Source organism: Umezakia ovalisporum Ak1311 (assembly GCF_029891685.1).
Taxonomy (GTDB): Bacteria; Cyanobacteriota; Cyanobacteriia; order Cyanobacteriales; family Nostocaceae; genus Umezakia; species Umezakia ovalisporum.
On record NZ_JANQDJ010000067.1, the window covers coordinates 18,661 to 32,457 of the forward strand.

The 13,797-nt window shown below is 38.4% G+C and carries 14 protein-coding genes; 4 read left to right on the plus strand and 10 right to left on the minus strand.

Features of this window, described 5'->3' with window-relative positions:
* The first annotated feature begins 131 nt into the window (after window positions 1-131).
* Together uvrC and NWP25_RS12420 are read left to right on the plus strand one after the other, a co-directional pair.
* Window positions 132-2,018, plus strand: a complete 1,887-nt coding sequence (uvrC, locus tag NWP25_RS12415) for an excinuclease ABC subunit UvrC (RefSeq protein ID WP_280699520.1) — start codon at window positions 132-134, stop codon at window positions 2,016-2,018.
* Window positions 2,019-2,621: 603 nt separating this feature from the next.
* Window positions 2,622-2,822, plus strand: a complete 201-nt coding sequence (locus NWP25_RS12420) for a replication restart DNA helicase PriA (RefSeq protein ID WP_280651783.1) — start codon at window positions 2,622-2,624, stop codon at window positions 2,820-2,822.
* A gap of 4 nt (window positions 2,823-2,826) precedes the next feature.
* On the opposite strand, the gene rlmN is transcribed toward NWP25_RS12420, so the two are convergent.
* Together rlmN and NWP25_RS12430 are read right to left on the minus strand one after the other, a co-directional pair.
* On the minus strand, window positions 2,827-3,885 hold the full coding sequence (gene rlmN, locus NWP25_RS12425) for a 23S rRNA (adenine(2503)-C(2))-methyltransferase RlmN (RefSeq protein WP_280651782.1): 1,059 nt from the start codon (window positions 3,883-3,885) through the stop codon (window positions 2,827-2,829).
* Window positions 3,886-4,054: 169 nt separating this feature from the next.
* Window positions 4,055-4,357 carry a TIGR03792 family protein gene (locus NWP25_RS12430; RefSeq protein WP_280686521.1) on the minus strand — a complete coding sequence of 101 codons (303 nt, stop codon included), beginning with the start codon at window positions 4,355-4,357 and terminating at the stop codon, window positions 4,055-4,057.
* A gap of 247 nt (window positions 4,358-4,604) precedes the next feature.
* On the opposite strand from NWP25_RS12430, the gene NWP25_RS12435 reads away from it, so the two are divergent.
* Both NWP25_RS12435 and NWP25_RS12440 read left to right on the plus strand, forming a co-directional pair.
* Window positions 4,605-4,928, plus strand: coding sequence for a phasin family protein (locus tag NWP25_RS12435; protein ID WP_280651780.1), 324 nt, complete (start codon window positions 4,605-4,607; stop codon window positions 4,926-4,928).
* Window positions 4,929-5,011: 83 nt separating this feature from the next.
* Complete coding sequence (locus tag NWP25_RS12440) at window positions 5,012-5,533, plus strand: FKBP-type peptidyl-prolyl cis-trans isomerase (RefSeq protein ID WP_280651779.1); 522 nt, start codon at window positions 5,012-5,014, stop codon at window positions 5,531-5,533.
* Between the two features lie 93 nt (window positions 5,534-5,626).
* Here NWP25_RS12440 and dnaB read toward each other — a convergent pair whose 3' ends face one another.
* From dnaB to NWP25_RS12480, 8 genes are all read right to left on the minus strand, one after another.
* The gene (gene dnaB / locus NWP25_RS12445; protein WP_280651778.1) at window positions 5,627-6,979 is read right to left on the minus strand and encodes a replicative DNA helicase; all 1,353 of its coding nucleotides are present in this window, start codon (window positions 6,977-6,979) and stop codon (window positions 5,627-5,629) included.
* 175 nt (window positions 6,980-7,154) lie between these two features.
* A complete protein-coding gene (gene rplI / locus NWP25_RS12450; protein WP_280651777.1) occupies window positions 7,155-7,613 on the minus strand; it encodes a 50S ribosomal protein L9 in 459 nt (152 codons plus the stop codon).
* Between the two features lie 219 nt (window positions 7,614-7,832).
* Window positions 7,833-8,846 carry an Npun_R2821/Npun_R2822 family protein gene (locus NWP25_RS12455; RefSeq protein ID WP_280699522.1) on the minus strand — a complete coding sequence of 338 codons (1,014 nt, stop codon included), beginning with the start codon at window positions 8,844-8,846 and terminating at the stop codon, window positions 7,833-7,835.
* Between the two features lie 18 nt (window positions 8,847-8,864).
* Complete coding sequence (locus tag NWP25_RS12460; RefSeq protein WP_280651775.1) at window positions 8,865-9,755, minus strand: Npun_R2821/Npun_R2822 family protein; 891 nt, start codon at window positions 9,753-9,755, stop codon at window positions 8,865-8,867.
* Window positions 9,756-9,758: 3 nt separating this feature from the next.
* Window positions 9,759-10,733 carry an Npun_R2821/Npun_R2822 family protein gene (locus NWP25_RS12465; protein ID WP_280651774.1) on the minus strand — a complete coding sequence of 325 codons (975 nt, stop codon included), beginning with the start codon at window positions 10,731-10,733 and terminating at the stop codon, window positions 9,759-9,761.
* Window positions 10,734-10,738: 5 nt separating this feature from the next.
* Window positions 10,739-11,698 carry a glycosyltransferase family 10 domain-containing protein gene (locus tag NWP25_RS12470; protein ID WP_280699524.1) on the minus strand — a complete coding sequence of 320 codons (960 nt, stop codon included), beginning with the start codon at window positions 11,696-11,698 and terminating at the stop codon, window positions 10,739-10,741.
* Between the two features lie 17 nt (window positions 11,699-11,715).
* Window positions 11,716-12,585: a polysaccharide pyruvyl transferase family protein gene (locus NWP25_RS12475; RefSeq protein ID WP_280651772.1), complete on the minus strand. Its 870-nt coding sequence runs from the start codon at window positions 12,583-12,585 to the stop codon at window positions 11,716-11,718.
* Entirely contained in the window at window positions 12,585-13,724 is a 1,140-nt protein-coding gene (locus NWP25_RS12480) for a glycosyltransferase (protein ID WP_280699526.1), read from the minus strand. Before NWP25_RS12480 ends, NWP25_RS12475 begins: the two co-directional genes overlap by 1 nt.
* Window positions 13,725-13,797 lie beyond the last annotated feature (73 nt).

The window sequence follows — 13,797 nt, forward strand, 5'->3', positions numbered from 1 at the left end:
TATTATACAACATTGATTTTTATCGCCTTAAACTTTCATCCTTCGGTTCCACTATCCGTATAAATTTATATTGATAAACGGTTTTCTGAAAATAAATATGGGTACATTTGTAAAATTACTTCAATGTAGCTGTGACAATATTTGCTGAAACACTACCACTGATTAAAGATCCACAAGGCTTGGAAAGTCGCTTAACCGAAATTCCACCGGAACCGGGAGTTTATTTGATGCGGGAGAGTAGCGATCGCATTATATATATAGGGAAATCACGTAAATTGCGATCGCGTGTTCGTTCCTATTTTCGCGATGGGGATAACAAAAGCCAACGTATAGCCACAATGGTCAAGCAAGTGACAGAAATTGAATTTATTGTCACTGATACGGAAGCTGAAGCTTTAGCACTGGAAGCCAACTTAATTAAGCAGCATCAACCATATTTTAACGTCCTACTCAAAGATGATAAAAAATATCCCTATGTTTGTATTACTTGGTCAGAAGACTATCCCCGCATTTTCATCACCCGGAAACGCCAAATAGGTAAAGCCAAGGATAAGTTTTACGGACCTTACACAGATGCGGGTTTATTACGAGAGATATTACGATTATCCAAAAGTATCTTTACATTGCGACAAAGATCTCAACCACTGTTCAAAGACCGTCCTTGCTTGAATTATGACCTAGGGCGATGTCCGGGTGTGTGTCAACAGCTGATTTCCCCTGAAGAATACCGTAAAATTGTGCAGAAGGTGGCGATGGTGTTCCAAGGACGAACTCAGGAGTTGATTGAAATTCTCAGAACACAAATGCAAACAGCAGCCGAAGCGTTAAACTTTGAATTGGCTGCCCGGATTCGCGATCAAATATCTGGTTTAAGATCCTTAACGGCTGATCAAAAAGTTTCTTTACCAGATGATACAGTTTCACGGGATGCCATAGCACTAGCAACTGACAAAGAACACGCTTGTATTCAATTATTTCAACTTCGGGCTGGAAAATTAGTAGGACGTCTGGGATTTGTGGCTAATACCCAAGGGGAATCTGGTGCTATCTTACAACGAGTTTTAGAAGAACATTATCAAACTGCCGATCCAGTGGAAATTCCTGCCGAGATTTTGGTACAGCATGAGTTACCAGATGCAGAAATATTGGCGGATGTTTTGACTCAACGCAAGGGAAGAAAAGTCACGATTTTAGCTCCCCAGCGCCAAACTAAAGCAGAATTAATTGAGATGGTAGAGCGAAATGCTGAGTATGAATTGCAAAGAATGCAAAAACTGAGCCATCGCAACCATCAAGCAATGCAAGATTTAGCCGCTATTCTCGATTTACCAGACTTACCGCACCGCATTGAAGGTTATGATATTTCTCACATTCAGGGTGCAAATGCTGTCGCTTCCCAAGTTGTGTTTATTGATGGCTTACCTGCTAAACAGCACTATCGCCATTACAAAATTAAAAATCCCACAGTCACAACCGGGCATTCAGATGATTTTGCCAGTTTAGCCGAAGTTATCCAAAGGCGGTTTCGCAAGTATAACCCAGAGCCACAATTACCTAGATTGGGGAATCCTGACTGGCCTGATTTAATTATGATTGATGGGGGGAAAGGACAGTTATCCTCGGTTATCGCTGTTTTGCAAGAAATGAATTTATTAGAACATTTGCGAGTTGTCAGTTTAGCGAAGCAGCGAGAAGAGATTTTTGTACCAGGAGAATCTCAACCTTTAAAAACTCATGCAGAACAACCAGGGGTACAGTTGTTGCGGCGGTTACGAGATGAAGCCCATCGATTTGCTGTGAGTTTTCATCGTCAGCAACGTAGTGATGGATTGAGGCGATCGCGTTTGGACGAGATTCCCGGTTTAGGACACTATCGCCAAAAGCAGCTTCTGGGGCATTTTCGCTCCGTTGACTATATACGACAAGCGACACCCGCACAACTAGCTGAGGTTCCAGGCATTGGGCCAAGGTTAGCTCAGGAAATTTATGAATATTTTCATCCCCTTGAGAAAAACTAAAAATTAGCGATCACAATGATAATTCTGCAACGCTACTTGATATAAGTCAGTATTAATGTTTCCTGTTTTGTTCAACAACGCTACTGTGGGCTGTGTTGTTGTTCAGCCTAACCCACTGTCAACAATTCAACGTACACCACTATGACATAACACACCCTATTAATGGCAAGATTTAAATTATTGACCTCATAAAATTCCACATAAAATATTAATTAAATCTTAAAATAAAAATTTTTGTTACTAAGGATACAGTATTTTCTATGTCTTAACTTTTCAATACAATAACAGCTTTTAAAAATTGCCCAACATAACCAATAAATAAAGCTCTCTCAAGCTATTGGTGATAGGGATCACTGAAATCCTAAGCAATGTGTGAGTGTAAACTTAATTTATATATCCAAAGTAAGATTGTAAATTTAGATAAAATTGGAGATAATGTACAACAGAAGATAAAAAATGGAAATTTAAGCAAATCTAAAATTTTTTTAAAATAATAGATCAGCTTACATCAGGGCTGGTTGTTAATTTAAGTTGCAGCAAATCATTTTTTTTGATTTAATTTACACTTTTGTCAAATAAAAAGTAATATAACCAGGGGGAAAAATGAATACAATACAAAAAATTCACTGTCCAAATTGTGGCAGTGAAGCGGAGCGTCACTATATTTTTGATAGTCAATTAACTCGGACACAATGTCCAAGTTGCGATTATTTAATGATTAATTGCACTGTAACTGGCAAAGTAATTGAAGCTTATGCTCCAGGTATTAATGTTAAAAAACAGTTCAGTCTTAAGGTGAAATAAAAACTTATTTACCAGCACGAAGTTGTCCGCAAGCAGCATGAGCTTCTAAACCACGAGAGTAACGAACACTGACAGCGATTTTTTCTTGTTTGAGAACGTTAACAAAAGCTTGAATGCGATCGCGGGAGGGACGCTTGTAGTCAACTTCTTGAATGGGGTTGTAGGGAATTAAATTCACATGACTTTGGAAGCCCCTGAGACATTTTGCCAGTTCCAATGCTTGTTCTGGTAAGTCGTTGAACCCAGCAAGGAGGATATATTCAAAAGAAATGCGTCGTTTAGTTATTTCCACATATTCCCGACACTCATTCAGTAAATCTCCAAGAGGATAGCGTCGGGCGCTGGGAATAAGTTGTTCTCTGAGTGCTTGGTTAGGGGCGTGCAGACTCACAGCCAGGGTAATTTGTAAATTGTGTTGGGCAAATTGACGGATGCGACCGGGAATACCAACTGTAGAAACAGTAAGTGATCGCTGTCCTATCCCTACATCTTGATTCAAAGATTTCAAAGATGCTAAAACACTATCAGTATTCAACAATGGTTCACCCATGCCCATAAACACCACGTGGGTAACCCGTTGCTGAAAGTCTTCTTGCACCGTCAAAACTTGATCAACAATTTCATGTTTTTGCAGATTGCGGGTGTATCCACCTTTACCTGTAGCACAGAAATCACAAGCCATTGGACAACCCACTTGAGTAGACACACAAACTGTCAGGCGTTTTGCTGATGGAATACCGACAGTTTCAATGATTTGATTATCTGCAAGTCCTAGGAGATATTTGATAGTGCCATCGGCTGCAACAGCACGATGATGTGTAGTGGAACGTCCAATGGGGACTGCTGCAATTTCTGCACGCCATTGCTTAGGAAACACAGAAATATCGGCTAGCGATCGCACACCCTGATGATAAATCGAATCGTGTAGTTGTTTACCTCTGTAAGCCGGTTGTCCCTGTTGCTGTACCCAAAAGCTTAATTCCTCAACCGAAGCACCTAGTAAAGGAGGAGTTAGTTCCGATTTGACTGAATTATCCTGAGAAACAAGCGGTGTAGCAGACATATATATTCAAAAATAAAAAATTAAAAAATTGATCTAGACTTCCATGCTACAACCTTAAAATCCTTTTGAGGGTAATCAGTGACCATTGGGTATAGTCCTTTGTCGGCGGTTGAGTCTTTTCTTTGAACTAACCCCAGGACACAAATAAAGAAAAAAATAGTAATTTTATTTAGGTATGTGGGAATACTTCAAATTCTGCCGACTTGACGATGGGATAAGATTTTCCCATTATTTGGGTGAATTTGTCCTCAATTATTTGTAAATCTTGTGAGGGTATGGCTTTCCACTGTTCTCTTGTTCCCCACCGAATGATTAAAATCAGTTCTGTGGGGTGGTTTGGGTTAATCCAAACCTCTTTGCCCAAAAATCCTGGATATTTAGCCAGGCTTGTTGTCCAGATTTCTGCATCCTTCTGGATATAATTGTCCCGTTCTTCTGGGACAACCTCAACCTTTAGTAGTTCTACAACCACAGTCTTTAATTCCTTCTCCATCAAAAAAATATAAGTAAATCCTATCGTAAACGTTGCATCCCACGGCTTCAGCCCGGGTAGCAACATCAGTTTGGAATCCCTTGTGTTTCAACCAGGGGAGATGTCGAGTTTACAAATTTGCCAAAATAAAGATGTAGGCTAAAATCACCACTTTTCCAGCGTAGCTTGATTACACACAGTCAAGTAGCCCAATCAGCTACAGGAAAATAATAAAGAGGAAGGGAGTATGGATAATAACAACTGGTTGCAACAGTTAATGATGCTCGGTATTGGTACAACGTCTTTGGTAGCTGAAAAAATGCGGCAAGTCAGTGATGAATTAGTTAAGGATGGTAAACTCAATCCTGAGCAAGCTAAGGCAGTAATAGATGACGTTGTGCAACAATTAAGGTCAGAGCAGGGCACATGGGAAGAGCAAATGCAACGACAAATGCGGAATATAATGCAGGATTTTGGCGTGGCTCGTCAGTCTGAAATGGATGAATTAAGGGGTAGAATCGACCGTTTAGAGCGTCAAGTGCGTGATTTAGAAAATAAGCTTTGGCGTTAAAAGTCTGATTCTGATTTAAACTAAGTTGTGTCCTGTTGGTAAGCTTAAAAAATGCCACATTGCCCAATGAGGGAGGACTCATTTTGAAATCAATTTTACTCAGCGTGGGTTTCATGCTGGTATGCGTTGTAGTTTTGGTCGTGGCACAAGTTGGGAATAAAAACAATTCTTTTGTCGCAGCTAATTTGAACGACACCACACCAGCGTCCACGAGTGTCACCAAAAACCAAACCTTGATTGCGAGCAATACTATGTCTGATGTCAATGTCGTAACCACTCCATCTGGACTCAAATATATTGAACTAGAGGAGGGAACTGGGACGACTCCTAAACCTAGACAAACGGTTGTAGTCCACTACACAGGTACTTTAGAAAATGGTACTAAGTTTGATAGTTCACGGGATCGCAATAGTCCCTTCGAGTTTAAAATCGGTGTCCAACAGGTAATTAAGGGTTGGGACGAAGGACTCAGCACCATGAAAGTAGGCGGTCGTCGTCAGTTAATCATTCCCCCAGAATTAGGTTATGGCTCCAGTGGTGCTGGTGGAGTAATTCCACCCAATGCTACTTTGCTATTTGAGGTTGAATTGTTGAATATTAAGTAGGTAATGGGGGCTGGGGACTAGAATTTAGGAAATAAAACCTATTTCTTCATTCCCCATGCCCAATGCCTATTAAATTATTAAATTATTAAATTATTAATAGCCCTGTCTGGCTAAATTTTTAAATTTTGTAAATTGCGGGTCGAATAAAAGTTTAACTGTACCTGTGGGTCCGTTGCGGTGTTTAGCTATGATCACTTCTGCGATTCCCCGATCAGGACTGTCAGGATTATAGTAATCATCGCGGTATAACATGACCACTAAATCCGCGTCTTGCTCAATAGAGCCACTTTCGCGCAAATCTGACAACATTGGGCGCTTATTGGTACGTGCTTCCACACCACGACTCAACTGAGATAAAGCAATCACTGGAACACATAATTCACGGGCTAAACCTTTCAAAGAACGGGTAATCCTGGATAATTCTTGAACACGGTTGTCACCAGCACCTTCCATTAATTGCAAATAATCTATCACGATTAATCCTAATTGATTTCCTTGTTCTGCTTGCAGTCGCCTGGCTTGACTACGCATTTGGGTGATAGTCATATTCGCTGTGTCATCGATAAAAATGGGCATATCTGAAAGCTTATCAATAGCACTGGTTAAAGCATCCCATTGTGTTTGACTAATGCGACCACTGCGGAGATAACTAGTTTCAATTCCCGATTCACTAGCCAATAGTCTCTGCACTAACTGTTCTTTAGACATTTCTAAGCTGAAAAAGGCAACGGGTAATTTATAACCTGTTGCGATGTTATGAGCCAGATTAAGGCAAAATGCCGTTTTCCCCATTGATGGTCTACCAGCCACAATAATCAAATCAGAACGTTGGAAGCCGCTAGTCAAGGCATCTAAGTCATAAAAGCCACAAGGAATTCCGGGAAGGGCAATACCTTGGTGACGAGTTTCAATATTTTGAAAAGTATTAATAAGGGTATTGGAAATGTGAGTTAGACCTGATAAGGGGCGTTCTTGAGTTACACTAAAAATCTTCTGTTCTGCTTGATCAAAAACTATTGGTAATTCGGTTTCTGTCTCGTAACCAAGATGGACAATTTCGTTACCAGCTTTAATTAATTGTCGCCGCAGGTATTTTTCCATGACCAAACCTGCTAAGGCATCAATATTAACCGCTGACACTGTGCGGTCTACGAGAGTGGCTAATTTATTTCTCCCACCAATGCGTGCCAGAATATCGTTATCAGCTAACCAACTGGTCACTGAGAGTAGGTCTGTGGGTTTACCTTGGGCATGGAGGCGCAGCGCTGCTTGATATATGTCTTTGTGGGCGCTAATATAAAATGCTATTGGTAAGAGGCGATCGCTCACTCGCCCAATGGCTTCTGGATCTAGTAGAATTCCCCCCAAAATCGCTTCTTCTGCTTCAATATTTTGGGGTGGTAAGCGATCGCTACCATCGCCTTGAAAACTTAATTCTTCAGACATAAGCGATTTTAATTGGGGTATTTTGGATTTGATTTTGGGATTTGTTGTTGCCCTGATTCTCCAAAATTGAGGGGAAACTTACTCAGTGTGCTGAGAGGGAAGCAACTAAGAGCATTTTTAACCCTAGTTAGATTCTTGCTTGTTACTCAGCACTGAGGATGTGTAATATTAAAACTTAGCTACCTACAACTTCAACATTGATTTGAGCTGTCACTTCAGAATGTAGCTTAATTTCAGCTTTGTAAGTGCCAATATGGTTAATATCAGGGATGGTAATGCCACGGCGGTCAATTTCTTGACTGGTAGCTGCTTTAATTGCATCTGCTACATCTTGGGTGGTGACTGTACCGAAAATTGCTTCGTTTTCACCCAGGGGTTTAGCAATTTGCAAGCTGACAATTTTTTCTAAAGCTGCTTTTTGCTCTACAGCTTGTTGACGCAGTTCTAATTGGCGTTGACGCTCTTTCTCGCGACGGCGCTCCACTTGTTTGAGAATACCGGCAGTAGCATGGGTGGCCAAATTCTGGGGAATTAGATAATTACGAGCATAGCCAGGTGCTACCTCTACTAAGTCGCCAGATTTTCCCAGCTTACTAATATCTTGATTTAAAACTAACTGTACACGTTTCGCCATCGTTTTGGTTTTTTCCTGTAAAATCTGATTAACTTGGGTGTATGCAGCATAGCTCGCATGAGTGTAGCTTCATCCCCAGCAGCTTTGCCATACCCTAAAGCTTACAGATCCTAGCGAATCCTAGGGTGCGATCGCAACCATTTAGCTATTTTAGTTGTGAAAAAATCAAAATGCCATCGCTGTGAGGTGGCACTCAGTTGATTAGATGCTTGTCAAGCCTTAGACTGAAATTCTTGCCTTGATGTTGCTCAATTTTTGATTGAAAAAACTGGTGCTAGTTTTTTGCCAACACACTAACTGACTTTCACGTTTAAAAGTTTTTGGTCTTTCCTCTGGTGACTTTAAGTAGCGATAATGTAAAAACACATCTCGATATGGAATCTGGATATCTTGACCGAGGCAAAGTTGAGTAAATTTTGATGCTGCTATACTCATATAGTGTAGATATGTCAGCCGACGTTGTCCGTCGTATAAAACGTTATCTACCATCTCAAATTGAGAAGACCAATGGGTACCAGTTCCCCTTTCCGGATCATGATAAGCAAAGTTATAGTACGAAATGCCACTCCGCAATACCATGTAGTTAAATAAAGATTGGTCTGGACCACCCACAGCCATGACTTCAGCTTCACCAGCATTTAATTTTTCAAGGAGATTTGCCAACATTTCTGGCGGAAAAACCTGTTTTTTAGTAGCAAACCAACCTGCACAAAAAACTTTATTCTGCAAATTTTTATCAGCAAAAACTGTGTCTAAAAGCTGCTGGCCAGCATCAAAAATATATTTCAGTTCCGACTTATATTGAAAATCATGTACCACCCAATCAAAGCTATCTAACTTTTCATAAATGTAGTCTATGGACCCCATCAATAGGGTATCTGCATCAAAATAAATAAATTTATCAAAGGAACCATGTAAACCACAAAGTTTGCGGTGCATTGGTAGACGATAAAGTTCTGACCAGCCCCGTTTGCGCCAATTTGTTTGCGCCCTGGGGTAGTTTTTCCATACCTGAGTAGCAAAATTATCCCAGTAAGCTATGGAATCAGAATTTTCAAATAAAGTTACATAATCTCTACGTGCAACTTCTGCTTGCACTTTGTCTAGCCGTTGATCATAGGGAATTACACAAACAGGAATTTCTCTACCGGCATTAACTTCGATGCTGTTCAGCAAAGCAATTAATTGGTCATACACAATATCATTAGCCAATGTGTAAATACCATCAATCATTGATTATATTCCTAAAATTTAAGTACACAAATTCATTAAGCTAAATAAACGACTAGTCAACTTGGATATCCAAGCAAATTTACCTTTATGAAGGTAACGATAATGTTCCCATAATTGCCAATATGGGCTACCAATTTTCATTTTTGTCCCCGCCCAATGCAGATATTTTAGCCTTTTGCCTTGATCATAAAGGACGTATTCTTGCTGTTGAAAATTGGGAGACTTCGCCCAACTACCAGAACCTCCCCCTGGAATTTTCACGAGATTGGCACGCTTATTAATTAATTTCAAAACGAGGTAATTGAGAATTGGCTGATCTGTGACTCCTTGGGAGAAATCAAAATATTCACGATGACTAGCACATTCTCCCAAGACCTTATCCATTTTTTGTTCGGTAATAGTGCCTTTTTTGGAACCCCAAAATCCGCTATTAAAAACATCTTCTATTTGTGTATCTGTCAAGATATTCTGCTCTTTGACAAGGGGAGAAAAGATATTTTTGAGCTTGTCATTAGCATGGTGATAATCACAACAAAAAAAATCAACTTCTGCAAGTTTATCTAAATTATCGGCTATTTTTTCAAAAACCACAATATCAGTATCAATATAAATAAACTCATCTAAAGGGCCAAACCATGTCAGCAGTTTACGCATTTTGTTGGGTAATGGGAGGAAATCTCGATCAAAAATTTCACCTATACGTTGAGTGAACTTCTCAATTAGTTCTAAATGTGGGAAAATTTTGACATTATGTAGCCTTACAAGTTGCTCTGCTACTTGGTGATAATGATCGTTAAAAGGTATGAGATAAACTTCAACTTCTTTGTCATAGAGACGAATACTATTGAGTAAGGCGATGGCGTTATCAATAACGCGATCATTGGCAACAATATAAATTCCCCGAATCATAAGTTATCCTTTTATTAACTTAAATTTTCGCAAACCTCGGATGAGTAAATTTGGTGATAGTGCGCGGTAACTCTCAGGAGGACTGGTAAACACTGGGCGCTTCTCTGGTTCATGGAGGTAGCGATAGTGAAGAAATAAATCCCGATAGGGAAAACTAAGATTATGTCCAGCACAAACTGCTTGATGAATTTTAGGAGGAATGCCAATATAATGCAGGTAAGTTAATTGACTACCTTTGTCATAAAGAATGTGGTCTCTTTCTTCAAAGTGCTTTGAGGTAGCACAACATCCTGTAACTTCACTAGCCGGCAATTGTTCTGCCAAGTTATAAGTAGCAAGATGAGAACGCATTACCATATAATTCAGCAAAGGTTGTTCACCAGCACCACCATACAAGATTTCCGTTTCGCCACTTTGCAAATTAGATATTAGCCACCTTCTTATCTCGTCGTTAAATAGTCCCCGTTTTGCGCCATAGAATCCTGAACAAAATATTTCAGAATTTATCCTTTCTTGGGAAAAAACTTCAATTAATTTGGGAGAATTAACATTGTAGATTTTACTAACATCTTTAAATTGAAAATCGTACACAATAAAATCATAGCTATCTAGCTTTTCAAATATTGTTTCTAGTGTGTTTAGCACCAGAGTATCTGCATCTAGATAGATAAACTTATCAAATGGTCCATCAAAAGCACAAAAACGACGGTGAGCGCCATAAAGACGGGATTTACTACGATTCAATCTTTCTGGTGCTGCGGCGAGCATAAATTTATCCCAGCGATTGATTGATTCTTGATTATCGTAAATAAATACATTTGGGCGCTTGTCTATTTCCTTAGTAATTCGTTGTGTCTGCTCATCAAAGGGATAAATACAAACAGGAATTTCTCTTCCTAAGAAAACATCAATACTATTAAGCAAAGCCACCAGTTGATCAAAAACAGAATCATTTGCAAGGGTGCAAATACCATTCATAATTTTTATAATTCTCGAGCAACAAATTCTGATAACCAGTTAAGCAGATTGAGTTTATGTAAGATAACTTGCCGAGCTTCAGCAATGGCATTTTTAGCAGTATACCAAGCATCAGGTGTAGCAGTTACTTCTCCAATGCAAGCAATACCTTTTTCATCCAAACTAGGTAACCGCAAAAAACTTCCTGGTGGTAATAACTTATCAGCAGCAGGCCCACCATAATAAATTGGTAAACACCAAGCCAACAAAGAATCCCACAATTTTTCACTCACATACCAACTATTTTCTGCATAATTTTCAATGGCAAGATTGTAATAGTAAGGAGCCATACCATGCCATTTACTACCCAATTCACCAGAGCTTTTTGACCATGAAGGCAAGTTGCGCCCATACAAATCAAATTTAATTTCATGTGTTTGTAGGGACTGCAAAAAATTTAATCTCTGGCCATGGTTCCTTGTGCGATTAATCCCAGAGGTTATCCAACTACAATAGTAAACTTTTTCAGGTGGTGGCAATTCATTTAATTCTCTAAATGAATTGCCATGATACCAAATCGCAGGCATATAGTCAGGAATGGGGGCAAATTCATCCGGTCCAGAAATATAACCGCAATATTTTTGTGCTTCTTGATAATTTCGTTGAGTAATGTTGATAACTTCAGGTAATGGTGGTTCCCGCACAAGATAAATAATCCTTTCTTTGGGAACACCACGTAAGATAGAGCTGATGTTTAACTTAGGTTTTTGGTTTTTTTTACCTAACTTTTCCCACCAGGCTTGGCCCCGGTCAGGTTTGGGAAAATCAAACTGATACATGAGCAGCAAGTCTGGTTTTGCTTGCAACGCCTGCATTTGTATATTGTTCCAAATCCCAAAGTGATTTGGAGTTTGTTGCCACAGCCAATCTCCTGTTTTATCAAGATTTCCATAGCTGCTAATCATGCCAATAATTTTAAGGTTCATATTAATTGATAATTTGTTTAACTATTAGATAATAAATTTAATATTTCAGAGTAGTACCAATAATTACGTTGACGATTCTCCTCAAGACTTTCAGGATAAACTCGACAGTTTTTAAGATAATTTTGCCAATTATCAAGACTACAGGAAAACTTATTTTCATAGCGGAACTCAAACAATTTTTTATTCCATAGCGACAGCTTTATTTTCTGCTGTATCCATTTTTGAATAGGGAAAATTCCGGGAGGATGTTTGAGTGTATAGAACTTGCTGCTAAATGGAAAAGATAGAACTTTTCTACCAAGTAGTGTTCCCCAATACGCTCCATGATATGAACTAGTTAATATAGTTTCACCAGAACCGAGAAAATCTAAAATTTCATAAATATCTTGATTGTTGTTAGTCATGTTTGGGAATTTAGCAATTTTTATTTGAAACTTTTTATGTGAAAAAACTACAAATTCATGTTTTATATCCCGCTTTTTATCAAATGCTGGGTGCATACAGCTAGGGCAAGGTACCCAATTATATTGATGATTAAAATCTCGAATACCAACTAAATCAAAATCTGTCAGATATTCACAATAACCAAAATTCTCTAACTTCTGTTGCGTAAAACTACTACTGTAAATCTGCTGGCCAATTCCCCAAGCAATTAGTTTTGTATTTGCTTTAGATGCAATCAGTTTTTTAAAGGAATGTAAAAATGGTTCATAAAGCAGTCCACCTCCACCGACAATAATATATTGGTCTGTGAAGTCATCATTGATTGTTCTGATATCAGCTTGTTGGACATTGTACCCAGGAAAAGTAAAATATTTCGTGGGAGCGGAAAATAAATCTCCGATATTTGTAAAATCAATAACATGATAATTGATAATTGATTTCATCAGTTCCAGTTAGATGTGAACATTGTCGCTTTTGTGTCAAAGTAATAAGTAACAAGCTCATTTATTTCTGACATAAACCTCTGGGTAGAAAATAAATTTCTTTGATTGGTCAAAGATTTAAGGATTTTTCTTTGTTGTTCACAACTACTTAAAACAGCAATAATTTTTTCCACAGCTTCCTCTTCTTTATCAAAAAATAATTCTTGATTATTCTCACCGACAATTTCAACCTGTCCCCCCTCGTTTCTGACAAAAGGAATAGCACCAGCTTTGACCATTTCAGCAATAGAAATACCAAAAGGTTCTTTTTTAAAGTGAATACCGTATTTACAATTAACAATAACTTGAATATATTCCTGATAAGTAAGATTTTTGTGCAAGGTGATCCAAGATGAGTTTTCTTGCACCATCTTTTTAACTAAATTTGTGTATTGCCACTCATAAAAATCACCACCTCCACCTGTGATGTGTAGTTTAATATCAAAGCCTCTCTCACGAACCTGTTTGAGAATTTTGATCACTTTATGAGGCTGTTTAGGTTGTACTATTCTACCGCTACAAATAAATGCGTCTTCTTTATCAATCCAATGTATATCAGGCGTGTCCATTACAACAGGAGGATAGACAACATGAGCATTAATACCATAGTGTTTCTTGACATTATCTGCCACACAGTAAGAATTAGCAATGGAAATATTTTTGATTAGTTGTTCCTGAGAAAAAGTAGATATTTTTCTGTGAAGCGGTTTGCCTTCAATAACTTTAATCCAATGTATATACTGAATGCCTGTTTTACCCATATCCATTGCATTATACGCGGATATCACTAAGTCATATTTGCGACTGTTTTCCTTAAAAATACGAATTAATAAATGAATAAATAGCGTGTTGATATCCTGATTTTTGGACATCATGAAATAGCAAAGAATATCTAAGAATTTTGGGAAAATAGTTTTAATCCTAATATCTCCATTTGATATACTTGTCCCATATATAGAATTGAGTTTTTCAATTTGAATATTTCCAAGAGTAAATAATGTCAATTCGTACTTGTCTTTTAGTGCTTGGATAATCCATAATCCCACTGCTTCAGCACCGCCCCCCATAAAACATGGGTAATAAACAGCTATTTTTTTCATAACTTAATGCTCGATACCATATCTTAATTCATTACTTTTTTTATAATTGTGTTTTTAATTTCTCTAGTAAGTC

Bases quoted from the DNA above. Each gene is read 5' to 3' on its own strand.
- NWP25_RS12435 (WP_280651780.1), top strand. From the start codon at position 4,605: ATGGATAATAACAACTGGTTGCAACAGTTAATGATGCTCGGTATTGGT.
- rlmN (WP_280651782.1), bottom strand. From the start codon at position 3,885: ATGTCTGCTACACCGCTTGTTTCTCAGGATAATTCAGTCAAATCGGAA.
- rplI (WP_280651777.1), bottom strand. From the start codon at position 7,613: ATGGCGAAACGTGTACAGTTAGTTTTAAATCAAGATATTAGTAAGCTG.
- NWP25_RS12420 (WP_280651783.1), top strand. From the start codon at position 2,622: ATGAATACAATACAAAAAATTCACTGTCCAAATTGTGGCAGTGAAGCG.
- dnaB (WP_280651778.1), bottom strand. From the start codon at position 6,979: ATGTCTGAAGAATTAAGTTTTCAAGGCGATGGTAGCGATCGCTTACCA.
- NWP25_RS12465 (WP_280651774.1), bottom strand. From the start codon at position 10,733: ATGAATGGTATTTGCACCCTTGCAAATGATTCTGTTTTTGATCAACTG.
- NWP25_RS12475 (WP_280651772.1), bottom strand. From the start codon at position 12,585: ATGAAATCAATTATCAATTATCATGTTATTGATTTTACAAATATCGGA.
- NWP25_RS12455 (WP_280699522.1), bottom strand. From the start codon at position 8,846: ATGATTGATGGTATTTACACATTGGCTAATGATATTGTGTATGACCAA.
- NWP25_RS12460 (WP_280651775.1), bottom strand. From the start codon at position 9,755: ATGATTCGGGGAATTTATATTGTTGCCAATGATCGCGTTATTGATAAC.
- NWP25_RS12470 (WP_280699524.1), bottom strand. From the start codon at position 11,698: ATGAACCTTAAAATTATTGGCATGATTAGCAGCTATGGAAATCTTGAT.
- NWP25_RS12480 (WP_280699526.1), bottom strand. From the start codon at position 13,724: ATGAAAAAAATAGCTGTTTATTACCCATGTTTTATGGGGGGCGGTGCT.